Source organism: Massilia sp. GCM10023247 (assembly GCF_042653325.1).
Lineage (GTDB): Bacteria > Pseudomonadota > Gammaproteobacteria > Burkholderiales > Burkholderiaceae_D > Telluria.
In genome coordinates, this window is sequence record NZ_JBHSIB010000017.1 from 57,419 (window position 1) to 81,419 (window position 24,001).

20 protein-coding genes, 1 other RNA gene and 1 pseudogene are annotated in these 24,001 nt (G+C 64.3%); 12 read left to right on the forward strand and 10 right to left on the reverse strand.

The window, feature by feature from the left end:
* Positions 1–13: 13 nt before the first annotated feature.
* From aroA to gyrA, 6 genes are all read right to left on the reverse strand, one after another.
* Positions 14–1,357, reverse strand: coding sequence for a 3-phosphoshikimate 1-carboxyvinyltransferase (gene aroA / locus ACFPAH_RS14585; RefSeq protein ID WP_379746703.1), 1,344 nt, complete (start codon positions 1,355–1,357; stop codon positions 14–16).
* On the reverse strand, positions 1,354–2,259 hold the full coding sequence (locus tag ACFPAH_RS14590; protein WP_379746705.1) for a prephenate dehydrogenase: 906 nt from the start codon (positions 2,257–2,259) through the stop codon (positions 1,354–1,356). Before ACFPAH_RS14590 ends, aroA begins: the two co-directional genes overlap by 4 nt.
* Positions 2,259–3,362, reverse strand: coding sequence for a histidinol-phosphate transaminase (hisC, locus tag ACFPAH_RS14595; protein ID WP_379746707.1), 1,104 nt, complete (start codon positions 3,360–3,362; stop codon positions 2,259–2,261). The genes ACFPAH_RS14590 and hisC overlap by 1 nt, the downstream gene beginning before the upstream one ends.
* A 30-nt stretch (positions 3,363–3,392) precedes the next feature.
* On the reverse strand, positions 3,393–4,463 hold the full coding sequence (pheA, locus tag ACFPAH_RS14600; RefSeq protein ID WP_379746710.1) for a prephenate dehydratase: 1,071 nt from the start codon (positions 4,461–4,463) through the stop codon (positions 3,393–3,395).
* Between the two features lie 196 nt (positions 4,464–4,659).
* Complete coding sequence (gene serC, locus ACFPAH_RS14605) at positions 4,660–5,748, reverse strand: 3-phosphoserine/phosphohydroxythreonine transaminase (RefSeq protein ID WP_379746713.1); 1,089 nt, start codon at positions 5,746–5,748, stop codon at positions 4,660–4,662.
* A 160-nt stretch (positions 5,749–5,908) separates the two neighbouring features.
* Entirely contained in the window at positions 5,909–8,527 is a 2,619-nt protein-coding gene (gene gyrA / locus ACFPAH_RS14610; protein WP_379746715.1) for a DNA gyrase subunit A, read from the reverse strand.
* Between the two features lie 402 nt (positions 8,528–8,929).
* Between gyrA and ompA the strand changes: the two genes are divergently transcribed.
* The 5 genes from ompA (at position 8,930) to ssrA (ending at position 12,606) form a co-directional block, all read left to right on the forward strand.
* Positions 8,930–9,643 carry an outer membrane protein OmpA gene (ompA, locus tag ACFPAH_RS14615; RefSeq protein ID WP_379746717.1) on the forward strand — a complete coding sequence of 238 codons (714 nt, stop codon included), beginning with the start codon at positions 8,930–8,932 and terminating at the stop codon, positions 9,641–9,643.
* Positions 9,644–9,811: 168 nt separating this feature from the next.
* Positions 9,812–10,513 (forward strand): bifunctional 2-polyprenyl-6-hydroxyphenol methylase/3-demethylubiquinol 3-O-methyltransferase UbiG, encoded by a 702-nt coding sequence (gene ubiG, locus ACFPAH_RS14620; protein ID WP_379746719.1) that lies wholly within the window; start codon positions 9,812–9,814, stop codon positions 10,511–10,513.
* A 30-nt stretch (positions 10,514–10,543) separates the two neighbouring features.
* Complete coding sequence (locus tag ACFPAH_RS14625; RefSeq protein WP_379746721.1) at positions 10,544–11,245, forward strand: HAD family hydrolase; 702 nt, start codon at positions 10,544–10,546, stop codon at positions 11,243–11,245.
* Between the two features lie 102 nt (positions 11,246–11,347).
* Positions 11,348–12,019, forward strand: coding sequence for a glycine zipper 2TM domain-containing protein (locus tag ACFPAH_RS14630; protein WP_379746723.1), 672 nt, complete (start codon positions 11,348–11,350; stop codon positions 12,017–12,019).
* A gap of 230 nt (positions 12,020–12,249) precedes the next feature.
* Positions 12,250–12,606, forward strand: a transfer-messenger RNA (tmRNA) gene (ssrA, locus tag ACFPAH_RS14635).
* 361 nt (positions 12,607–12,967) lie between these two features.
* Here the strand turns inward: ssrA and ACFPAH_RS14640 are convergent.
* Genes ACFPAH_RS14640 through ACFPAH_RS14650 form a run of 3 tightly spaced genes read right to left on the reverse strand, consistent with a single transcriptional unit; the run spans position 12,968 to position 14,786 of the window.
* The gene (locus ACFPAH_RS14640) at positions 12,968–13,438 is read right to left on the reverse strand and encodes a GNAT family N-acetyltransferase (protein WP_379746725.1); all 471 of its coding nucleotides are present in this window, start codon (positions 13,436–13,438) and stop codon (positions 12,968–12,970) included.
* Positions 13,439–13,495: 57 nt separating this feature from the next.
* The gene (locus ACFPAH_RS14645; protein ID WP_379746727.1) at positions 13,496–14,254 is read right to left on the reverse strand and encodes a class I SAM-dependent methyltransferase; all 759 of its coding nucleotides are present in this window, start codon (positions 14,252–14,254) and stop codon (positions 13,496–13,498) included.
* The gene (locus ACFPAH_RS14650; RefSeq protein WP_379746729.1) at positions 14,226–14,786 is read right to left on the reverse strand and encodes a MarR family winged helix-turn-helix transcriptional regulator; all 561 of its coding nucleotides are present in this window, start codon (positions 14,784–14,786) and stop codon (positions 14,226–14,228) included. Before ACFPAH_RS14650 ends, ACFPAH_RS14645 begins: the two co-directional genes overlap by 29 nt.
* A 169-nt stretch (positions 14,787–14,955) precedes the next feature.
* Here ACFPAH_RS14650 and ACFPAH_RS14655 point away from each other — a divergent pair, with 169 nt between their 5' ends.
* The 3 genes and pseudogenes from ACFPAH_RS14655 to lpxD all read left to right on the forward strand — a co-directional run bounded on the left by ACFPAH_RS14655 (position 14,956) and on the right by lpxD (position 16,861).
* Positions 14,956–15,396, forward strand: a complete 441-nt coding sequence (locus ACFPAH_RS14655) for a hypothetical protein (protein WP_379746731.1) — start codon at positions 14,956–14,958, stop codon at positions 15,394–15,396.
* An 88-nt stretch (positions 15,397–15,484) separates the two neighbouring features.
* Positions 15,485–15,682, forward strand: a pseudogene (locus ACFPAH_RS14660) (transposase); the annotation flags it as partial.
* 129 nt (positions 15,683–15,811) lie between these two features.
* A complete protein-coding gene (lpxD, locus tag ACFPAH_RS14665) occupies positions 15,812–16,861 on the forward strand; it encodes a UDP-3-O-(3-hydroxymyristoyl)glucosamine N-acyltransferase (protein ID WP_379746733.1) in 1,050 nt (349 codons plus the stop codon).
* A 103-nt stretch (positions 16,862–16,964) separates the two neighbouring features.
* Here lpxD and ACFPAH_RS14670 read toward each other — a convergent pair whose 3' ends face one another.
* A complete protein-coding gene (locus ACFPAH_RS14670; RefSeq protein WP_379746735.1) occupies positions 16,965–18,038 on the reverse strand; it encodes a substrate-binding domain-containing protein in 1,074 nt (357 codons plus the stop codon).
* Positions 18,039–18,235: 197 nt separating this feature from the next.
* Here ACFPAH_RS14670 and ACFPAH_RS14675 point away from each other — a divergent pair, with 197 nt between their 5' ends.
* The 4 genes from ACFPAH_RS14675 to fdhD are packed head-to-tail and all read left to right on the forward strand — an operon-like array spanning position 18,236 to position 23,986.
* On the forward strand, positions 18,236–18,706 hold the full coding sequence (locus ACFPAH_RS14675) for a formate dehydrogenase subunit gamma (RefSeq protein ID WP_379747013.1): 471 nt from the start codon (positions 18,236–18,238) through the stop codon (positions 18,704–18,706).
* Positions 18,703–20,259, forward strand: coding sequence for a formate dehydrogenase beta subunit (locus ACFPAH_RS14680; RefSeq protein ID WP_379746737.1), 1,557 nt, complete (start codon positions 18,703–18,705; stop codon positions 20,257–20,259). The genes ACFPAH_RS14675 and ACFPAH_RS14680 overlap by 4 nt, the downstream gene beginning before the upstream one ends.
* 32 nt (positions 20,260–20,291) lie before the next feature.
* A complete protein-coding gene (fdhF, locus tag ACFPAH_RS14685; protein ID WP_379746739.1) occupies positions 20,292–23,168 on the forward strand; it encodes a formate dehydrogenase subunit alpha in 2,877 nt (958 codons plus the stop codon).
* Positions 23,165–23,986, forward strand: coding sequence for a formate dehydrogenase accessory sulfurtransferase FdhD (gene fdhD / locus ACFPAH_RS14690; RefSeq protein ID WP_379746741.1), 822 nt, complete (start codon positions 23,165–23,167; stop codon positions 23,984–23,986). Before fdhF ends, fdhD begins: the two co-directional genes overlap by 4 nt.
* The last annotated feature ends 15 nt before the right edge of the window (positions 23,987–24,001 follow it).

Below are 24,001 nucleotides of genomic sequence, written 5' to 3' on the forward strand. Positions count from 1 at the left end.
GCGGAAGGCGTTATTAAAACAGTTCGTTGCGCGCGACGGAGGCGAACGCTTCGAAATAGTCGGGGAAAGTCTTGGCGACGCACTTCGGGTCGTTGAGGCGCATGGCATTGCCGCGGCGCGCCTTGCCGTCCAGCGTGGCGAGCGAAAAGCACATCGCCATCCGGTGATCGTCGTAGGTGTCGATGGTGGCCGGCTGCAGCGCATCGGGCGGCGTGATGCGAATGTAGTCGGCGCCCTCCTCCACGATGGCGCCCACCTTGCGCAATTCGGTGGCCATCGCGGCCAGGCGGTCGGTCTCCTTCACGCGCCAGCTGGCGATGTTGCGCAGCGTGCTGGTGCCGTCGGCGTACAGGGCGGCCACGGCGATCGTCATGGCGGCGTCGGGAATATGGTTGAAGTCGGCGTCGATGGCCTTCAACACGCCGTTCGAACGCGCCTCGATCCAGTTGTCGCCCCGTTCGACGATGGCGCCCATGCGCTCGAGCGCATCGGCAAAGCGCACGTCGCCCTGGATGCTGTCGCGCCCCACGCCCTCGACCCGCACCGGGCCGCCGCCGATCGCGCCGGCCGCCAGGAAGTAGCTGGCCGACGAGGCGTCGCCCTCGACGTGGATGCTGCCGGGACTGGCATAGCGCTGGCCCGGCTGCACCGTGAACGAGGCCCAGCCGTTCTGCTCGACCGTCACGCCGAAGCGGCGCATCAGGTTCAGGGTGATCTCGATGTAGGGTTTCGAGATGAGCTCGCCGACGACGTCGATGGTGACGGCATGGCCGCGCGCCATCAGCGGCGCGCTCATCAACAGGGCCGTGAGGAACTGGCTCGATACGTTGCCGCGCACCGACATGCGGTTGGCGTGGATGTGGCCGCGCTTGATGTGCAGCGGCGGAAAGCCCGGCTCGCCCGTGTAGTCGATTTGCGCGCCGACCGCGTTCAGCGCGTCGACCAGGTCGCCGATCGGGCGCTCGTGCATGCGCGCGACGCCGTGCAGCGTGTAGTTGCCGCCGATCACGGCGAGCGCGGCCGTCAGCGGACGGATCGCGGTGCCGGCATTGCCCATGAACAGGTCGGCTTCGTGGTTGGGCAGCACGCCGCCCTGGCCATGCACCAAAATGGTGCGCTCATCGACCTCTTCCCACGCGATGCCGAGCGAGCGCAGCGCGCCCAGCATCACCATGGTGTCGTCGGAGGCCAGCAGGTCGTGGATGCGGGTCGTGCCCTCGCTCAGTGCGGCGAGCAGCAGCGTGCGGTTCGAGATGCTTTTCGAACCGGGGAGGCGCACCGTGCCCTCGACGTGCATGACGGGCTCGAGGTCGATGTGCTGGGGGTAGTGCTTGGACTGCGGCTTGGATTGCGTCATTCGATTTCCTGATTCGGACGTGGCGGCGGCTCGGCCGTCTCGATGGCTTCGCTCCAGGCGCGGCGGGCGCGCTGGGCGTTGGCGTAGACCGCCTCCAGCCCCGGACCGTCGGCGGCCGCAAGCTGCGTCCGTAATGCGTTCAATTGTGCCAGATATGCATCGAGCTCGCCCAGGAGCGCATCCCGGTTGGCGAGGCTGATATCGCGCCACATTTCGGGCGAGGAGCCGGCGATGCGCGTGAAGTCGCGAAAGCCGCTGGCGGCGTACTGGAACAGCAGTTCGGCATGGGGTTTGCGGGCGATGTCGTCCACCAGCGCGTAGGCCAGCAGGTGCGGCAGGTGGCTCACGGCCGCGAACACGCGGTCGTGTTCTTCCGGCGTCAGGGTGTGCACGATGGCGCCGCACAGGCGCCAGGCGGCAGCCACCAGCCCGACGTCGCCGGGCGCGTTTTCCGGCAGCGGCGTGACGACGGCCTTCTTGCCGCGGTAGAGCTCGGCCCTGGCGGCATCCGGCCCGTTCGACTCGGCGCCGGCGATCGGGTGGCCCGGCACGAACTGCCCGACCCGCGCCCCCAGCGCCGCGCGTGCCGCCGCGACGACATCGCCCTTGGTGCTGCCGGCGTCGGTGATCACCGTGCCCGGCTCCAGGTAGGGCAGCAGCGCGGCCAGGATCGCCCCGGTCTGCGCCACCGGCGCGGCCAGCAGCACCAGGTCGGCGCCCATCATCGCTTCCTCGGCGGAGCGCGTGACGGCATCGACGATGCCGAGCGCCAGCGCGCGCTCCAGGGCCGCCGGCGAGCGTTCCATGCCGACCACCTGGCGCGCGGCGCCAGCCTGTTTCAGCGCCAGCGCGAACGAGCCGCCGATCAGCCCGGTGCCGACGATGACGACCTTGCCCAGCATTAGCCCAGTGCCTTCTTCAGCGCGGCGATGAAGGTCGCGTTCTCCTGCGGCAGGCCGATCGAGATGCGCAGCCATTGCGGCAGGCCGTAGGCGCCCACCGGACGCACGATCACGCCCTGCTTGAGCAGGGCCAGGTTGACGCGGGCGCCGGCGCCCTCGTCGTCGCCCACGCGCACCAACACGAAGTTGCCGAAGGACGGCACGTATTCGAGACCGAGTTCGTCGAAGGCGCTGGTCAGCTGCTTGTACCCTTCGGCATTGTTCTGCGCGCCCTTGGCCAGGAAGGCCTTGTCGTTGAGCGCGGCGATGGCGGCGGCCTGGGCCAGCGAATTGACGTTGAAGGGCTGGCGGATGCGGTTCATGAGGTCGGTCACCTCGGGCTGGGCGATCGCGAAACCGACGCGCAGCCCGGCCAGGCCGTAGGCCTTCGAGAAGGTGCGCGAGACCACCAGGTTCGGGTACTTGCGCACCCAGCTGGCGGACTCGAACTGGTGCTCGGGCGCCAGGTATTCGTTATACGCCTCGTCGAGCACGACGATGACGTTGCCTGGCACCTGCTTCAGGAAGGCTTCGATCTCGGCTGCGCCAATGAAGGTGCCGGTCGGGTTGTTCGGGTTGGCGACGTAGACCAGGCGGGTGTCGGGCTCGATGGCGGCGGCCATCGCGGCCAGGTCGTGGCCGTAGTTGACGGCCGGCACCACGATCGCGCGTCCGCCCACGCCCTGGGTGGCCAGCGCGTAGACGGCGAACGAGTACTGCGCGAACACCACCGACTCGCCCTTTTGCACGAAGGCATGGGCGGCGATTTCCAGGATGTCGTTGCTGCCGTTGCCGAGCGTGATCCATTCGGCCGGGACGTCGTAGCGCGCGGCCAGGGCGGCTTTCAGCTCGAAACCGTTCGCGTCCGGATAGCGGCCCAGTTCGCTTGCTGCCTGGGCCATGGCCTGCTTGCTCGACTCGGGCACGCCGAACGGGTTTTCGTTGGAGGCAAGCTTGACGATGTTGGCTTCGTCGAGGCCGAACTCGCGGGCGACTTCAGCGATGGGTTTGCCGGCCTGGTAAGGGGCGATGGCACGAACGTACTCTGGACCGAATTGCGGCATAAATAACCTCAAAAATGTTCGAATAAAGATTTACAGGCCGACCGGGTAGGAACCCAGCAGCTTGAAGAAGGCGGCGTTGTCCTGCAGCTCGGCGAGGGCGCGTGCGACCGGCTCGTCCTGGCGGTGGCCTTCGACATCGACGTAGAAGAAATACTCCCAGCCGCCGGTGCGCGCCGGTCGCGACTCGAAGCGCGTCATCGACACGCCGTGCGTCGCCAGCGGCGCCAGCAGCTTGTAGACGGCGCCGGCCTTGTTCGGCACCGCCAGCACCAGCGAGGTGCGGTCGCGGCCGGACGGGTTGGTGTGCAGGGTGCCGATCACGACAAAGCGGGTGCGGTTGTGCGGATCGTCCTGGATGTGCGCCTGCACCACGCCGAGCCGGTAGCGCTCGCCCGCCATTTCGCTGGCGATCGCCGCCACCGAGGGGTCCTGGCTGGCCATGAGGGCCGCTTCCGCATTCGAGGCGACGGCACGGCGCTCGATGCCCGGATGGTGCAGGTTGAGCCAGACCTGGCACTGGGCCAGCGCCTGCGAGTGGGCGCAGACGACGGTGACGCCATCCATGCTGCCGGTCTTGGTCATCAGGCTGTGGTGGACCGGGATCGACACCTCGCCGCTGATCACGCTGGTAGTGGCCAGCATCAGGTCGAGGGTGCGGTTGACCGCGCCTTCCGACGAGTTCTCGACCGGGACCACGCCGAAGTCGGCGGTGCCGGCGTCGGTAGCGCGAAACACCTCGTCGATCGAGGCGCAGGGCAAGCCTTCGACGGCGCTGCCGAACTGTTGATACACGGCCTGCTCGCTGAAGGTGCCGGCCGGGCCGAGGTAGGCGACCGTGACCCGCTTCTCGAGCGCGCGGCAGGCTGACATCACCTCGCGGAAGATGGTCTGGACGTCGCCGTCCTTGAGCGGACCCGGGTTGCGCTCGGCCACGCCGCGCAGCACCTGCGCCTCGCGCTCGGGGCGGAACACGGGGGCGTCGGTTTCGGCCTTGACGTGGCCGACTTCCTGGGCGACGCGCCCGCGCTGGCTCAGCAGCTCCAGGATTTGGGCGTCGATGGCGTCGATCTGCTCGCGCAGGGGGGTGAGTTTGTCTGTCATGGTTAAGCTGTTTTAAAGGACCTGATTCATCCATCGGCGGTTGCCGGAGGGGCGTAGGGTGGGCGGTCCCCCGCCCACGCGTTCAACCGGCGCAAGAATGGACGCAGAGTGGTTTGCACGTGATCGTTGAACGCGTGGGCGTAATTCCGGCCATTGGCCGAAATTACCCCGCCCACCCTACGAAAATAAACGGCGTTTACCGCCCCGCAAACTCATTCAAATAATCGACCAGGGTCTGCACCCCTTCGATCGGCATCGCATTGTAGATCGATGCCCGCATGCCCCCGACGGACTTGTGGCCCTTCAGCTGCAGCAGCCCGCGCGCCTTCGCGCCGGCCAGGAATTGTTCATTCAGTGATTCGTCGCGTAAATAAAACGGGATGTTCATGCGTGAGCGGCATGATGGGTCCACGCGGTTACGGTAGAAATCGTCGCGGTCCAGCGCCTCGTACAGCAGCCGCGCCTTCTCGATATTACGCTGTTCCATGGCCGCCACGCCACCCTCGCGCTTCAGGTGTGCAAACACCAGCCCGGCAATATAAATGGCATAGGTCGGCGGCGTGTTGAACATCGACTCGTGCTCGGCCACGTTCTTCCAGTGGAAGGCCGAGGGGCAGATCGGCAGCGCGTACTCCAGCAGGTCCTCGCGCACGATCACCAGCGTCAGGCCGGCCGGGCCGATGTTCTTTTGGGCGCCGGCGAAGATGACGCCATAGCGCGACACGTCGACTTGCCGCGACAGGATGTGCGAGGACATGTCGGCCACCAGCGGCACGCCCGCGGGCGCTTCCGGGACGAAGTTGTACTCGACGCCGTCGATGGTTTCGTTGGTGCAGACGTGCAGGTAGGCCGCGCCTTCGGTCAGGCGCCACGCGTCCTGCGGCGGAACACAGGTAAACCCTTCGGCCTGGCTCGACGCCGCCACATTCACGTTCGCATAGCGCGCCGCTTCCTTGAGCGACTTGCCGGACCAGGAACCGGTGTGCACGAAATCGATGGTGGCCGGCGTGCCCACGCGTCCCAGCAGGTTGAGCGGGATGATGGCGTTCTGCCCCAATCCCCCGCCCTGCATGAACAGGATCTTGTAGTTGGCCGGGACCGCGAGCAGCTCGCGCAGGTCGGCTTCGGCGTGCTTATAGATCGAGATGAATTCCGGACCGCGGTGGCTCATCTCCATCACCGACATGCCGCTGCCGTGCCAGTCGAGCATTTCGCTGGCGGCCTGCTGCAGCACTGCCTTCGGGAGGACGGCCGGGCCGGCGGAAAAATTAAATACCTGCGTCATCGGATGTCTTTCTGGCGCCAGTACAGGCTCCTCGTCCAGGGATGAAAAATGCCGCCGGGGCAGCGTCTTGGGCAGACGCGTGCCGGGGCGGCATGACGGGATGCGACAGGGGCCGGGTTCGAGTCGAACAGGTGGATGTCCGCATCGTCCCGCCCTGCCCTTACTCGGGCGCCGCTTCGAGCTCGACTTCCTCGAGGTCGGTCTCGACGATACGCTGCAGGCCCGACAGCTTGGTGCCGTCCTCGACCGCGATCAGGGTGACGCCTTGCGTGGCGCGGCCCATCTCGCGGATCTCGGCCACGCGGGTGCGGATCAGCACGCCGCCGGTCGTGATCAGCATGATCTCGTCGTTGGCGTCGACCAGGGTCGCGGCCACCACCTTGCCGTTGCGTTCGGACGTCTGGATCGCGATCATGCCCTTGGTGCCGCGGCCGTGGCGGGTGTATTCAAGGATCGGGGTACGCTTGCCGAAGCCGTTCTCGGTGGCGGTGAGCACCGACTGCTGCTCGTTCTCGGCCACCAGCAGCGCGATCACGTTCTGCCCCTCTTCCAGGTTCATGCCGCGCACGCCGCGCGCGGTACGGCCCATCGGGCGCACGTCGTTCTCGTCGAAGCGCACGGCCTTGCCGGCATCCGAGAACAGCATCACGTCGTGCTGGCCGTCGGTCAGCGCGGCGCCGATCAGGAAGTCGCCATCGTCGAGGTCGACCGCGATGATGCCGGCCTTGCGTGGATTCGAGAAATCGCGCAGCGGGGTCTTCTTGACCGTGCCCAGCGAAGTCGACATGAAGACGTAATGGTCTTCCGGGAAGGTCCGGTTGTCGCCCGACAGCGGCAGGATCACCGTGATCTTCTCGTTGTCCTGCAGCGGGAACATGTTGACGATCGGTTTGCCGCGCGAGTTGCGCGAACCCTGCGGCACTTCCCACACCTTCAGCCAGTACATGCGGCCGCGGTTCGAGAAGCACAGCATGTAGTCGTGCGTATTGGCGATGAACAGCTGGTCGATCCAGTCTTCGTCCTTGGTCGCCATCGCCTGCTTGCCGCGGCCGCCGCGCTTTTGCGCGCGGTATTCGGCGATCGGCTGCGACTTCATGTAGCCGGTATGCGAGAGCGTCACCACCATGTCCTGCGGGGTGATCAGGTCTTCGGTGTCGAGGTCGCTGGCATTGTGTTCGATGACCGAGCGGCGCCCATCCTTGCCGTTCTCGGCGTAGTCGTTCTTGATCTGGACCATCTCGTCGCTGATGATGGTCGTCACGCGTTCCGGACGCGCCAGGATGTCGAGCAGGTCGGCGATGTGCGACATCACTTCCTTGTACTCGTTGACGATCTTGTCCTGCTCCAGGCCGGTGAGGCGCTGCAGGCGCATCTGCAGGATTTCCTGGGCCTGCTCGTCCGACAGTTTATACAGGCCATCGGTCTGCATGCCGTAGTGCTTCGGCAGGTGCTCCGGACGGAAGGCGTCGATGCCGCCGATCGTGCTGCCTTCGGCGGTGCGCAGCAGCATTTCGCGCACCAGGGACGAATCCCAGGCGCGCTGCATCAGTTCGACCTTGGCCACCGGCGGCGTCGGCGCGGCCTTGATGATGGCGATGAAGTCGTCGATGTTGGCCAGCGCAACAGCCAGGCCCTCGAGCATGTGCCCGCGCTCGCGCGCCTTGCGCAGCTCGAACACGGTGCGGCGCGTCACCACTTCGCGGCGGTGCGACAGGAAGCACTCGAGCATCTGCTTGAGGTTCAGCAGCTTCGGCTGGCCGTTGACCAGCGCCACCATGTTCATGCCGAAGGTGTCCTGGAGCTGGGTCTGCTTGTACAGGTTGTTCAGCACCACTTCCGGCACTTCGCCGCGCTTCAGTTCGATGACGACGCGCATGCCCGACTTGTCGGACTCGTCGCGGATGTCGGAAATGCCCTCCAGCTTCTTGTCGCGCACGTTCTCGGCGATACGCTCGAGCAGCGATTTCTTGTTCACCTGGTACGGCAGCTCGTCGATGATGATCGCAATGCGGCCGCCATCCTTGCCATATTCTTCGAAGTGGGTCTTGGCGCGCATCACCACGCGGCCGCGGCCGGTGCGGTAACCGTCGCGCACGCCCGAGACACCGTAGATGATGCCGGCGGTCGGGAAGTCCGGCGCCGGGATCAGTTCGATCAGCTCGTCGATCGTGCAGTCCGGGTTGCGCAGCAGGTGCTGGGCGCCGTTGATGACTTCCGACAGGTTGTGCGGCGGGATGTTGGTCGCCATGCCGACCGCGATGCCGGAGGAGCCGTTGATCAGCAGGTTCGGGATCTTGGTCGGCAGGACCGTCGGTTCCTTTTCCTTGCCGTCATAGTTCGGCTGGTAGTCGACCGTGTCCTTGTCGATATCGGCCAGCAGCTCGCTGGCGATCTTGTCGAGGCGGCACTCGGTATAACGCATCGCCGCGGCGCTGTCGCCGTCGATCGAGCCGAAGTTGCCCTGGCCGTCGACCAGCGTGTAGCGCAGCGAAAAGTCCTGGGCCATGCGCACCAGCGTGTCGTAGATCGACGAGTCGCCGTGCGGGTGGTACTTACCCATCGTGTCGCCGACCACGCGCGCGCACTTGACGTACGGACGGTTGTGCGCGTAGTTACTTTCATGCATCGAGTAGAGGACGCGGCGGTGCACCGGCTTCAGGCCATCGCGCACATCCGGCAGCGCACGGCCGACGATCACGCTCATCGCGTAATCGAGGTAGCTCTTGCGCATCTCTTCTTCGAGGGAAATAGGGACTGTTTCTTTTGCGAATTGATCCATTGGGCGGGTCGACTGCTTTCAGGCTAATGGTTATAAGTTCCAACCAATGATTCTACCATGCAGCACTCCTCGCTGCGACATTTACAGGCAGAAGCCCCTGTGGGCCGCCATGTGCGCGAAATTGTTGATCTGACACAAGCCGGTCATAAACATTCGTCAATCTAATCGACACCACCAATCCGTTGTTGCGCAGAAACAACGCAGCTGGCCGCCATGCACAGCGATTGCACACTCAGGCGGTCGTGTGAATGTGGCGTATGTGGCAAAATGGCCGAGAAGTTAATTGCATGTTTCGCAATGCGAAACGGGCGAGGCCGCAACACTGTTAATATTCTGCCTACGTTAGTGCGAATGATTCGTCGTTTCGCTACGAAAAGATATAAAACCGAAAGGAAGAAAAATATGAAGAAGATTGCAACCCTCATGCTGGCAGCGTCGGCAGCGTTGGCCGGTAGCGCTTTCGCCCAAAGTGCACCTCCGTATGCACCGCTGACGACCGACATCCAGGCGAACAAGCCGTACAGCGCCTACGTCCAGGACAGCCGCGGCGTGATCGCGCGCGATCCTTTCGGTCTCTGCTGGCGTACCGGCTACTGGACCCCGGCCGACGCGGTCCCTGGCTGCGACGCGCCGCTGTGCGTCCCGCCTGAAAAACTCGAAAACGGCAAGTGCGTCGCCCCGCCGCCACCTCCGCCACCACCGCCAGTGGCCGAAGCACCAGCGCCGGCGCCCGCACCGGCACCGGTCCCGACTTCGGAAAAAGTGAGCTACTCGGCTGACGCCTTCTTCGACTTCGACAAGGCCGTCCTCAAGCCTGCCGGCAAGGCATCGCTCGACGAACTGACCTCGAAGCTGGGCGACATGAACCTGGAAGTCATCATCGCCGTCGGCCACACCGACTCGATCGGCACCGATGCCTACAACCAGAAGCTGTCGATCCGCCGCGCCGAAGCCGTCAAGGCCTACCTGAAGGGCAAGGGCGTCGATCCTGCACGTATCTACACCGAAGGCAAGGGCGAGAAGCAGCCGGTCGCCGACAACAAGACCTCGGCTGGCCGCGCGAAGAACCGCCGCGTCGAGATCGAAGTGGTCGGTACCCGTACCCGCCAGCAGTAAGCCTGGCAACACCGTCCTGGGGGAGCGCGCCTGAAGGCGCCCTCCCGCTAGAGCAACCCCGCTGCGGCGGGGTTTTTTTTCGCCTGCGCGGCACCGTGCACGACCGGGCAACTTTTTTGTCGCGGAGCGTCCGTCGCGCCTGACTATTTCCCGCTATTATTCCGACCTATGAATACGAACGCCGACCCTTTAGAAATCAACAAGTTCAGCGAGCTGGCCCACCGGTGGTGGGACCCGACTTCCGAATTCCGCCCGCTGCATGAGATCAACCCGCTGCGCCTCGAATGGATCAACGCGCGCGCCCCGCTGGCGGGCAAGAACGTGATCGACATCGGTTGCGGCGGCGGCGTGCTGTCCGAATCGATGGCGCGCAAGGGTGCCAAGGTGACCGGCATCGACCTGTCGAAAAAGGCCCTCAAGGTCGCCGACCTGCACGGCCTGGAGTCGGGCGTCGACGTGCGCTACAAGCTCATCGCCGCCGAAGACATGGCCGCCGAGGAGCCGGGCCAGTACGACGTCGTCACCTGCATGGAAATGCTCGAGCACGTGCCGGACCCGGCCTCGATCGTGCGCGCCGCCGCCGCCCTGGCCAAGCCGGGCGGCAAGCTGTTCTTCTCGACCATCAACCGCAATCCAAAGGCCTACCTGCTGGCCGTGATCGGCGCCGAATACGTGCTGCGCATGCTGCCGCGCGGCACCCACGACTACGCCAAGTTCCTGACCCCGGCCGAACTGTCGCAATTCATGCGCGCCGCCGGGCTGCAGGTCGACGGCATGAAGGGCCTGACCTACAATCCGCTGACCAAGATCTACTCGCTCAACAACGACACCGATGTGAACTACATGGTGGCCTGCACTAAACCCGTTTGACCAAGCTCCTCTGAACCAGGCCTCTCGACGATGACCTCCCCTGCCTTCCTCCCGGCCCCGCGTGCCGTCCTGTTCGACCTCGACGGCACCCTGGCCGACACCGCCCCGGACCTGGCCGCCGCCGTCAACTGGCTGCGCACCGAGCGCGGCTTCGAACCGACTCCCTACAGCGTGCTGCGCCCGACCGCCTCGGCCGGCGCGCGCGGCATGATCGGCGCCGCCTTCGGCCTGGCGCCGGGCGACGAAGGCTATGAAGAGCTGCGCCTGCAATGGTTCGACCGCTACCAGGCCAACATGGCGGCCGAGACCACCTTGTTCGAGGGCATCGACGCCCTGTTGCAGGGCATCCTCGACGCCGGCATGGCATGGGGCGTGGTCACCAACAAGCCGGCCCGCTTCACCGATCCGCTGATCCCGCAGATCGGGCTGGCCCACGCCGGCTGCATCGTCTCGGGCGACACCATGCCGCACGCCAAACCGCACCCGGCGCCCCTGCTCGAAGGCGCGCGCCGGCTCGGCATCGACCCGGCGCATTGCTGGTACGTCGGCGACGACCTGCGCGACATCGAAGCGGGCCGCGCCGCCGGCATGGTGACGGTGGCCTGCGGCTGGGGTTATTGCGGCCAGATCACCCCACGCACCTGGGGCGCCGACTACCTCTTGAATTCGCCGCTCGAACTGCTGGAAGTGCTGCGTACGCTCGCGCCGAACGCCACGACTGTTGACGCATAGCATTAACAACTGATTACAACTGAAACAGGCTTCTGTCTATCGTGTAACTGAGCTGGCCGGTATTCTGCATCCATCGACAACGCAACACTGATGGAGAACAACATGAACACCACGCCAGCCGCTTCCCGCATTCATCCCCTGATGGCCGCCGCAGCCGTGTCGGTGGTCATCGTCAGCCTGACCGGCGCCGCCGCCATCACCGGCCTCCTGCCCACCTCGCGCGGCGCTGCCGAACCGGCCCTGGCCCAGGCCAACGCCGCCCTGGCAGCACCTCTGGCAGCCGGACAACTGCAAGCGACCGCCGTGCCGCCTGCCCCAGCCCAGCAATACCTCGCAGCCCAGCCGGCCGCACCGGCCGCCGCCCCGCTGGTCGTCAGCGCCGCACCCGGCACCACGACCTACGTGCAAAGCGCCAACCCTGCCGCACCGGTCGTGGTCGTCAAGCAGGAAGCCGCGCCGGTCGTCAAGAAAACCGTCGTCGTGCAGAAGCCGGTCGTCCAGAAGGTCGTGCACAAGGAGCCGAGCTACCGCCCAACCCAGCAGGTGGCCCGCTACGAAGAACCGGCCTACCGCCCCGCCCCGGCGCCCGTGGCACCAGCCCCGGCACCGGCCCAGCCGAGCTATGTCGGCATCGGCACCGGCGCCGTCATCGGCGGCCTGATCGGCAACCAGATCGGCGGCGGCAACGGCAAGAAACTCGCCACCCTGGCCGGCGTCATCGGCGGCGGCTACCTCGGCAACGAGATCGCCAAGCGCAACAACAACGGCCAGTAAGCCCGCTTGTTTTGGTTGAACCGCAGCGCCGGACCGGCTGCGGTTTTTTTACGCCTGTAACGCAGGGTGCGCATTCATGCGCACAAGGTGTCGCCGGTCGATCGTCGGGCACCTGTCGCATGCCAGGCACAGCGATTTGCAACAGTTCGTAACCCTGCGGGGCATCATCCCTCTACGGTACCCCGAGGGACTGCACAGGAGCCGCGATTGGAGTACAATGAAGCTTCGTTGGGGGCGACCTGGTTTCGACGTGGGTTGCAAAGCAGCGCAGGGCATACCGAGGACTGGTTACCTCGTAAATACATCCAGAAATCAATAACTGCAAACGATAACTCGTACGCACTCGCAGCTTAATTGCTGCTAGCTCTACAACACCTCGCCCCTGGGGTGGCCGCAAGGCAGTAGAGTCATTTACAGGGGCTAGGACTCAACCGGGTTACTTGGTTGCTTCCGAAATTTAAGGTAACTCGCTTGTACAAAGGGTGCACGTCCCCGTTGTACCGGTTAAATTAAATGGCAGTGCTAAGTATGTAGAACTGTCTGTAGAGTGCTTGCGGACGCGGGTTCGATTCCCGCCGCCTCCACCACCGCACAAAAAACACAGCCCCGCCGGCGAAAGCCGACGGGGCTGTGTTTTTTGTGCGGTGTCGTTCCGGCGTCGGGAATCGAATCCGCGGACGGCACGGACGCGGGGCGAGCAGGGGTTTCGAGCTGCGCAGCAGCGAGCCTGCGAGCGACTTTGCGCCTCCGGGCGCAAAGGCTCTCCGATTCGCCTGACTAAGGAAAATCGCGCAGCGATTTTCTGCCTTGCACCTTCCTTTCAATTCTGCGCTGCGCACAGTTGAGCTCATGTCCGAATGTCAGACTTGACCCTGTACCTGCTACGCCGCACTGCTTTCGTTCCGCAAAGGATGGGGGTAGTCCACAGGTGTCTGCTGGAAGGCTTGTTCAAATGGCCAGCTTCATGCCTGAATGGGTCGGCTTGAATCCTAGGCTTTCATAGAAGCGTACCGCGTCGGGCCGGCGCTGGTCCGTCGTCAACTGAACGATGGAACAGCCTGCCCGCTTGCTGAGGTCGATCGCCTCGCGAAAGAGGATTTTGCCGATGCCGTGACCACGTACACTACTCTTTACCCGAACGGACTCGATCTGGGCACGTGTCGCGCCTTGATGTGAGAGCCCTGGAATGAAAGTTAGTTGGAGCATGGCGACAATTTCGCTGTCTTGTACCCCTACTAGGATTTGGTTGCCTTTCTGAGAATAGATGTCGCGAAAAGCAGCCTCGTACCTGGCAATCGTGGCGGCGTCCAGGCTCTCGCGCTGCGTACCTAGAACGTGGTCGGCCAAAAGCGAAAGTATCTTCGGTAAATCCTCAAACGCTGCCGAACGAAACTGTATTACCGTGTTACCTTGAGTCATCTGTTAGCTTTCGACGTATTCAAACCTGGTTGTTGAGCCAGGCTTGAGCTGGTACCGCTATATTTTCCCGATGCGCATATTGATGGGCCAGCATACAAGGCGACTACGATCTGGATCACCCCAGGCCCTCACGATGTCGGAAGCAAAGTCGGCGAGCAACGCTTCCTTGCCAGCTTCCTTTGCACTCTGAACTGCAGACCAGGTTTGAAGGTATCCCAAAAACTCAGCCAATTGCCACTCGGCGCGGATTGCCAGAGCAGGTGCGGTAAGTTCGTCAAAGGGAAACTCGATCGTCGCATATTTTGTATCGACGAGTTTTCGCTCGGGCGGCCAGTAGGGGCCGATTTCTTCCCAATAGAATTTCTGGAACCGCTCATTGAGCGCAGGTTCCAGTTCAAGTACGCCATAGCTGATCAACGCCAGAATTGTCCCTGGACTGCCGACCCGACGTGCTTCCCTGTAAAAATCTGGCAGGTTAAACCAATGCGCTGCCTGGGCTGCGGTGATCAGGCTCGCACTCGCATCCGCCACAGGCAGGCGCTCGGCAGGCGCACATTGATAATGAACGCGCTCATGTGCGATCGTATTCGCTATCTGGTCGGCGCTTGGATCGAGTCCGATAACCTGATCAAAATATGAGGCCAGCAGTTGTGTCAGCTGCCCGTTTCCGCAGCCTACGTCCACGGCGAGTCGACGATTAGGAGCGGTTGAAGCAAGGAAAGCAGCAAGGCTCTCCGGGTACTCCGGTCGAAAGCGCGCGTATGCCTGACCACCTTGATCGAACCAGTTACGTGCTGAAGTTTTGTTGCTCGACATTCGCGTGCTCTCCCTGTAGCTTGGCTTTAACAGCGGCCAAACGGGCAGAAAATCCTTGGTCCTCGAGCGCTGCTGCCGCCGCTGTCAACACTTCCCGCAGGGGGAAGCCAATTTCTTCCTCCAGGACGTCGATCGCGGCGAAAGTGGCGATCCAGTGCTGTTCAAGTTGTTCCCCAAGTGCTTGTCCCGTTGGCGTTAATTGAATACGGGTTTTACGACCATCATCGAGTGCATGGCGTGAAATCAAACCATCGCTTTCCATCAGACTTGCTGTCTGGCTTACTGCCCCCTGCGTCAGGCGAGTGCGGCGAGTAATTTCAGTAACGGTTTGCGCCCCAGTACGCAGGGCACGCAACACAGGCGTATAGCGAGCCCGATAGTTCAAGCTCATGCTGCGGTAGTGCTCATCGGCTCCCTGCTCGACGAGTTCGCCGACATGGCGGAGCAGTTCGCCTAGGCCAGGCTGCAGTTTAAGGTCCATTCGAAAATTATACATTAGCACTAATGTAAATTCAAAGTGAAGTTGGGTCACTAGCCGATCTCGTACAAATCTGAAGGACCGCTTTGTGCCGGTAGCAGACGTTCAGCTAGCCGTGACCATGCATGCTAACTTTCCCAGTCAGCAACAACTCCGGTAGACTTATCACACATGTACGGTCTGCTATCGGCCAGGAGCGGACGTTCATTTCTATGGAGAACTGATGGACTCTCAACTTACGATTCAAGTCCTTTGGGAAGACGACGGCTTGTTGACTATCGATAGCCATGCGGGAAGTTGGGGTTTCGTTGGAAAAACTCAGGTCTATACGACCTATGAAGCGTTGGAAAAATGGGCTAAAGAGCTTGCCGCTCTTCCACTCATTGCAGGGCAATCTGTCGCCTTCCAAGCAGGAGAGCGGAATAGCTATGCGTACCTTGGGGTCACAATTTCTGTTCTCGACTCGGTAGGACACTGTCAATGTCGTGTGGCGTTTGAATCGAACTCGGTCCACACCTGGGAAAGCAAGAATAAGCTTGAAGTCGAAATACTTACCGAACCGAATGCCATAGATCGGTTCGTTGCCGGACTAATGGCTATCGTACAAACGAAAAATCAAGGCGAAGCATGCCTGCTCGGCGTTGACAGCCTAACTCCCACCTAGCCGAATGCGTCGTCCGCTTCGGGTCGATAGCGGACGTTCGTAGCCTCAGCGCGGGAATCAAGATGGCGGCCGTGTTCGCACTGATGCCATGGCCCAAGCACTTCTCCCTGAAGACCTTTGGTCTCTCATACCCGCTCATCTTCCCGCTCACTGCCGGTCTCCAAAAGGCGGACGGCCGTATGACCGGGCCGCCCTGACTGGAATGCTGTTCGTCTGCAGAAGCGGCATACCTTGGGAGTGTCTGCCGCGTGAACTCGGCTATGGCAGCGGCATGATGGGGTTCCGCGCCCGTACCCTGCCCGCCGCTTGATCCAGCTTAGGACCGTTCGCAATGCTGGAACCGCCCATCCGGAAAACCTGTCTAAATTTGGCACTCGAACAGTGCCACCGACTAGACCAACGTGAGGCAGACAGCATGGGAACCCGATTAGGCGAGCTGGTTGAGCGTTTCGGCGGACGGCTGGAGGGCGATGCCGACATCGAAGTCACGGCGATCACCCCGCTGGACCGTGCCGGCGCCTCGGACATCAGTTTTCTCAGCAACAGCAAGCTGCGCGCGCTGGCCGCGCACAGCCACGCCGCGGCGCTGATCCTCTCGCCTGCGGACGAACCCGAGGTGGCCGCCACTTTTACGGGCGCGCGCATCTTCACAGCCAATCCCTATGCCTACTTCGCCCGGGCGGCGCAGTACTTCGCCTCTGCGCGTTTGCCGTCACCCGAACCGGGCGTCCATCCGACGGCCGCGGTGCACCCCAGCGCGCAGGTCGATCCTACCGCCCATATCGGCCCGCACGTGACGGTCGAGCCAGGTGCTGCCATCAAGGCCGGGGCGGCCGTCGATGCCGGCTGCTACATCGGGCGCGAGGCGGTCATCGGTGAAGGCACCCACCTGTTCGCCAACGTGACCTTCCATGCGCACTGCATCATCGGCGCGCGCGGCATCATCCATTCGGGGGCGGTCATCGGCGGCGACGGTTTCGGCTTCGCCGTGGAAGACGGCGTGTACATCAAGATTCCGCAGACCGGCCGCGTCGTCATCGGCGACGACGTCGACATCGGTTCGAACACGACGGTCGACCGCGGCGCGCTCGACGATACCGTGATCGAAGACGGGGTCAAGCTCGACAACCAGATCCAGATCGGCCACAACTGCCACATCGGCGCCCACACGGCCATGGCCGGTTGCGTCGGCGTCGCCGGTAGCGCCAGGATCGGCCGGCATTGTACCTTCGGCGGCGCGGCCATGATCAACGGCCACATCGAGATCGTCGACAACGTGCATATCACGGCCGCCACGATGGTGCCCAACTCCATTACCGAACCCGGGCGATACACAGGCTACTTCCCCGTCGCCAGGAATGCCGACTGGGAACGCGTTGCCGTGCTCGTGCGCAATCTGTCCAACATGCGCGAAAAGGTCCGTGCGCTGGAGAAAGCGGTGAAAGCGCTGGCTGGAGAAAAGTAACAGCGCCAGCCGACCGACGTTTCGGGAACGTCAAGCTCACTCGCCCTGCCTGGCGCGCCGCCCCGCGCCCGGCCGCGCATCCTTGCCCCGCAAGCCCCCTCCCTCACCCCACCATCCCGGGAAACGCATCCTTCAAATCCATCACCACCCCCGTCGTACTCGCATCATACCCAGCCAATTTACTCACCTCCGCCTTGAACTGCACGGTCTTCAAAAATGCCAGCACCTCGCCGAACCGCGGGTCGCTCAGGGTCTCTTTCTCGCACACGAAGAAATACCGTTCGGTCAGGAGCGGCACGAAGTCGAGGTCGAACTGCCGCGCCGCCGTTTCCACGCCCAGCCCCACATCGGCCTTGCCGCTGGCCACATAGGCCGCGACCGCCGCGTGGGTCAGTTCGACGCTCTCGAATCCGGCCACGCGCTGCCCGCTCTCGCCTTCCCGCTTCAGCAACAGGTCGAGGATGACGCGGGTGCCGGAGCCCTGCTGGCGGTTGACGAGGACGATGCCGGGCGTGAGCAGGTCGCGCACGGTCCAGACGTTCTTCGGATTGCCCTTGCGGACCATCAGCCCCTGGCGCCGGGTCGCCACGTTGATCATCACCTGCGAGGGCTTGAACAGGTCCCGGAACTGGTTGAACACGGCAGCCTCGAATTCGCCGACCGGAACATGGAAGCCGGCGATGTCGCAGGCGCCCCGGTGCAGCGCGCGCAGCGCTTCGACGCTCCCCCGGTAGCTCAGTTCGACCGGCACGGCAATCTGCTCCAGATGGGCATTCAGGGCGGCCACGGCAAAGCCATGGCTGGCATAGATTTTCAGCTGCCTTTGCACGCGGTTGAGGACGCCCTGTATTTCCGAATCGATCTCCATCGCCATCGAGTCGAGCAGCGGGTCGAAGCGCGCATGCGTCAGCCTTTCAGCCCAGACCAGGCGTTTTCCCAGCTCGGTCAAGGTCGAGCCCTTCCCTCTTGCCATGTCGACGACGGCGCCGCCCAGGAGCTGCTCCAGTCCAGCCAACACGTCCCAGGCGCCACGGTAGGACACTCCCACGGCGGCACAGGCCGCGCGCAGGTTGCCGGTGTTGTCGATTTCCCGCAGCAGCGCAAGCGCGCGCTCCAGGGGATACGGCTTGGCGTCGTCCTGCTCGATGTAAAAACTGGGGCGGATACGTAGCTTCATGCTTTAAATATGCAAAGTTATGCCACTTTAATGATCGGAATTTCGTCAATAAGATGCGTGACGGCTTCATATTGCGCTGCAGGGATTCCACGCATAGGATATCAACAAAACCCGCCGCCGAGGCGCAAATATGCTGCGCCGACCTATTAGTTTTATTCCGGCCGGCAATCCTATAAGGAGACACGACCTTGAACCAGCTGCCAGACCCAACCCAGCAGGCGGTCAGCGCCGCGCTGGCCGCGCATGCCGGCCGCCCCGGCGCCCTGCTGCCAGTCCTGCATGATGTGCAGCATGCGCTGCGCCATGTCCCGCCCTCGGCTGTGCCTGGCATCGCCGACGCGCTGAACCTCTCGCGCGCCGAAGTCCACGGGGTCATCAGCTTCTATCACCATTTCCGTGTCTCCCCTCCCGGCAGGCACGTGGTGCAGGTGTGCCGTGCCGAGGCCTGCCAGGCAGTGGGCGCTGACCGCTTGCTGGCGCACGCGCAAAGCGCGCTGGGCTGTAATTTGCACGAGACCAGCCGCGACGGCGCTGTCACGCTCGAGCCGGCCTACTGCCTGGGCCAGTGTGCAGTCGGGCCGGCCGTGATGGTCGACGATACGCTCTACGCCCGGGTCGATCCGGCACGCTTCGACGCCCTCATCGCCAGCCAGGAGAAGCAGCCATGAGCGCGGTGATCTATGTGCCCTGCGATTCCACTGCGCTGGCGCTTGGCGCGGACGCGGTGGCTGCCGCCGCCCTCAGCCACGCCAGGCTGCGCGGCATCGATGCACAACTGGTGCGCAACGGTTCGCGCGGCATGTTCTGGCTCGAACCCCTGGTTGAAATCGCCACGCCGGTCGGACGCTTTGCGTATGGCCCGGCCACGCCGCAGGACGTCCCCGGCATCCTCGATGCCCATTTCGACGGCGACCCCACCCATCCGCTGTATCTCGGACTGACCGACAACATCCCCTTCCTGAAGAAGCAGGAGCGCCTGACCTTTGCCCGCGTCGGCGTCACCGATCCCTTGTCCCTGGCCGACTACGTTCGGCACGAGGGCTTCGCCGGACTGCGCAAGGCGCTCGCCATGGAGCCCGCGGAGATCGTGCAGCAGGTGACCGAGTCCGGCCTGCGTGGCCGCGGCGGCGCCGGCTTTCCGACCGGGATCAAGTGGAAGACCGTGCAGCAGGCCCAGGCCCAACAGAAGTACATCGTCTGCAATGCCGACGAGGGCGATTCCGGGACCTTTTCCGACCGTATGGTGATGGAAGGCGATCCCTTCATGCTGATCGAGGGGATGCTCATCGCCGGCCTGGCGGTCGGCGCCACCCAGGGCTATATCTACGTCCGCTCGGAATATCCGCATGCGGTCGCCACCCTGAACAAGGCCGTGCGGCTGGCAGCCGATGCGGCCTACCTCGGCGACGACGTGCTCGGATCGGGCCGCCGCTTCCACATCGAGGTGCGCATGGGCGCCGGCTCCTATGTCTGCGGCGAGGAAACGGCGCTGCTGGAAAGCCTGGAAGGAAAACGCGGTATGGTGCGCCCGAAGCCGCCCCTGCCGGCGCTGCAGGGACTGTTCGGCAAGCCCACCGTCATCAACAACGTGATGTCGCTCGCCGCCGTGCCGCTGATCCTGGCGCGCGGCGCCGCCTGTTACCGCGACTACGGCATGGGCCGCTCGCGCGGCACGCTGCCGCTGCAACTGGCAGGCAACATCCTGCGCGGCGGCCTGGTGGAAAAGGCCTTCGGCGTCACGCTCCGGGAATTGATCGACGACTTCGGCGGCGGCACGCGCAGCGGCCGGCCGATCCGCGCCGTGCAAGTCGGCGGCCCGCTGGGCGCCTACCTTCCTGTCGCGCTGCTCGACACGCCGGTCGATTATGAAGCCCTGGCCGCCGTCGGCGGCGTGCTGGGACACGGCGGCATCGTGGTGTTCGACGACAGCGTCGACATGGCGCGCCAGGCGCGCTACGCCATGGAATTCTGCGCCGCCGAGTCATGCGGCAAATGCACGCCCTGCCGGATCGGCTCCACCCGCGGCGTCGAGGTGGTCGACCGGATCATCCTCAACCAGAACCGCCCGCAGCAAATCCACCTGCTGCGCGACCTGTGCGACACCATGCTCAACGGGTCGCTGTGCGCGATGGGCGGCATGACGCCCTACCCCGTCCTGTCGGCGCTGGACCACTTTCCCGAAGACTTCGGCGGCGCCGAGATCGGCCGGCAGGCAGCCTGAACCCCACCATACGACCCAGAAAAGGATATCCCATGAACCCGCCCAAGCAACCGGATTGCGGAACGCCCAGGCGCGATGGCGACGCCGTCGTCACGCTGGAAATCGATGGCCAGGAAGTCAAGGTGGCGGCCGGCACGTCGGTGATGCGCGCTGCCATCGAGGCCGGCCTGTCCGTCCCCAAGCTGTGCGCGACCGACAGCCTGGAGCCGTTCGGCTCCTGCCGGCTGTGCCTGGTCGAAGTCGAGGGCCGGCGCGGCTATCCGGCGTCCTGCACCACGCCCTGCGAACCCGGCATGAAGGTCAGGACCCAGTCGCCCAAGCTCGCCGACATCCGCAAGGGCATGATGGAGCTGTATATTTCCGACCATCCCCTCGATTGCCTGACCTGCCCCACGAACGGCAATTGCGAGCTGCAGGACATGGCCGGCGTGGTCGGCCTGCGCGAAGTGCGCTATGGCGGCGAGGGCCGCAACCACCTCGCGCTGGAGAAGGACGAATCGAATCCCTATTTCAGCTATGACCCGTCCAAGTGCATCGTGTGCAACCGCTGCGTGCGCGCCTGCGAGGAAACCCAGGGCACGTTCGCGCTGACCATCGATGGGCGCGGCTTCGACTCGCGCGTCTCGCCGGGCCAGAACCAGTCCTTCATGGAATCCGAATGCGTGTCCTGCGGCGCCTGCGTCGACGCCTGCCCGACCGCGACCCTGACCGAGAAGACCGTGATCATGATGGGCCAGGCCGAGCACAGCAAGATCACCACCTGCGCCTATTGCGGCGTCGGCTGTTCGTTCCGGGCCGAGATGAAGGGCAACGAGGTGGTGCGCATGGTGCCGAACCCGGACGGCCATGCCAACCACGGGCACGCATGCGTCAAGGGCCGCTTCGCCTGGGGCTATGCGACCCACCAGGACCGCATGACCAGGCCCATGATCCGCAAACGGATCAGCGATCCGTGGCAGGAAGTCTCGTGGGAGGAAGCGATCGGCTACGCCGCCTCCGAATTTCGCCGCATCCAGGCCAAGTACGGCAAGGACGCGATCGGCGGCATTACCTCCTCGCGCTGCACCAACGAGGAAACCTACCTGGTGCAGAAACTCGTGCGCGCGGCATTCGGCAACAACAATGTCGATACCTGCGCCCGGGTCTGCCATTCGCCGACCGGCTATGGCCTGAAGCAGACGCTGGGCGAATCGGCCGGCACCCAGCGCTTCGATTCCGTGATGAAGGCCGACGTCATCATGATCATCGGTGCCAACCCGGCCGCGGCGCATCCCGTGTTCGCGTCGCAGATGAAGCGCCGGCTGCGCCAGGGCGCGAAGCTGATCGTGATCGACCCGCGCACCACCGAGATGGTGAAGTCGCCGCATATCCAGGCCGACTACCACCTGAAGCTGCGGCCCGGGACCAACGTCGCGGTCATGAATGCCATCGCGCATGTCATTCTTTCCGAAGGCTTGTTCGACGCGGCCTTCATTGCCGAGCGCTGCGAAGAGCAGTCGTTCGGGGACTGGCAGGAATTCGTGCTGCGGCCCGAGCATGCACCGGAAGCGGTGGAATCCCTGACCGGCGTGCCGGCGCAGGAGCTGCGCGGCGCGGCGCGCCTGTACGCCGGCGGCGGCAACAGCGCCATCTACTACGGCCTGGGCGTCACCGAGCACGCCCAGGGTTCGACCACGGTGATCGGCATCGCCAATCTCGCCATGGCGACCGGCAACGTCGGGCGCGAAGGCGTGGGCGTCAATCCGCTGCGCGGCCAGAACAATGTGCAGGGCTCCTGCGACATGGGTTCCTTCCCGCATGAGCTGCCGGGCTATCGCCATGTTTCCGACAGCACCGTGCGCGCCGAATTCGAGCAGGCCTGGGACTGCGTGCTGGATCCGGAGCCCGGCCTGCGCATTCCGAACATGTTCGATGCGGCGCTCGACGGCAGCTTCATGGGCCTGTATTGCGAGGGCGAGGATATTGTCCAGTCCGACCCGGATACCCAGCACGTCACCGCCGCGCTGGCCGCGATGGAGTGCATTGTGGTGCAGGACCTGTTCCTGAACGAGACGGCCAAGTATGCCCACGTGTTCCTGCCCGGCTCCTCCTTCCTGGAAAAAGACGGCACCTTCACCAATGCCGAGCGCCGCATCTCCCGGGTGCGCAAGGTGATGCCGCCGAAGGCGGGCAAGTCGGACTGGGAAGTCACCGTCGCGCTGGCCAATGCGCTCGGCTATCCGATGCATTACCGCCATCCCTCCGAGATCATGGACGAGATTGCGGCGCTGACGCCGAGCTTTCGCGGTGTCAGTTACCGCAGGCTCAATGAACTGGGCAGCATACAGTGGCCATGCAACGAGCAGGCGCCGGACGGCACGCCGACCATGCATATCGGCGGCTTCGTGCGCGGCAAGGGCCGGTTCATCAACACGCAGTTCTACGCGACCAGGGAAAAGGTGACGCGCAAGTTCCCGCTGATCCTGACCACCGGCCGCATCCTGTCGCAGTACAACGTCGGCGCCCAGACCCGCCGCACCGAGAACGTGCGCTGGCACAGTGAAGACAGGCTCGAGCTCCATCCGCACGATGCCGAAGAACGCGGCATCCGGCAGGACGATTGGGTCGGTATCGAGTCGCGCGCCGGGCAGACGGTGCTGCGCGCATCGATCACGGAGCGGGTGCAGCCGGGCGTGGTGTACACGACCTTCCACTTCCCCGAATCCGGCGCGAACGTGATCACGACCGACAATTCGGACTGGGCCACCAACTGCCCCGAATACAAGGTGACCGCGGTCCAGGTCATGCCGGTGACCCAACCGTCCGAATGGCAGCAACAATACCGCAGCTTCGCCATGGAGCAGCAGCGCCTGCTGCACGGCGCCGCGGCACCCGAGGACGAGGTGCAGTCGTCCGGGAGCCCTGCATGAACGCGCCCGCAGCCGAGGAGTATGCCGCGCTGGCAAGGGTCGCCGTCCGCCGCTGGAACGGCGCCGCGGGCGACAGCCAGTTCGATGATGTTGCCGAGGAGGTGCCGGTGGCGCTGGAATACAACGGCATCTCGCATGCGGTGATGCTGGCCTCGCCCACCGACCTCGAGGATTTCGCGCTCGGGTTTTCGCTCAGCGAAGGCATCATCGGGGACAGCAGCGAGCTGTACGACTGCGAGCTCGTTCCGGGGCCGGACGGCATCCGCGCCGCGCTCTGCATCGCCAGCGCCCGCTTCGCTGCGCTGAAGGACCGGCGCCGCAACCTGACCGGCCGCACAGGCTGCGGGCTGTGCGGCGCCGAATCCTTGCAGCACGCGGTGCGCAGCCCGCCTGTGGTATCGAGCAGCGCCTGTTTCGGCGCCCGCGAGCTGGAGGCGGCCTTTCGCCAGATGGAAAGCATGCAAATGCTGCAGCACCGGACCGGCGCCACCCATGCCGCGGCATGGCTGGGCCCTGGGTCGGCCATCGAACATGTGCGGGAAGACGTGGGCCGGCACAATGCGCTCGACAAGCTGCTCGGCGCCCTGGCCGGCCGGCGCATGGACCTCTCCTCCGGCGCCGTGCTGGTCACCAGCCGCGCGAGCTACGAGATGGTGCAGAAGACTGCCACGCTGGGCATCGGCATGCTGGCCGCGGTGTCGGCCCCGACCGGCCTGGCGGTGCGGCTGGCCGAGACCGCCGGCATCACCCTGGCCGGCTTCGTGCGGCGCCAGGGACATGTGGTGTATGCCCATGCGCACCGGATTACCCAAGCCTGACAGGAGCGAAGCATC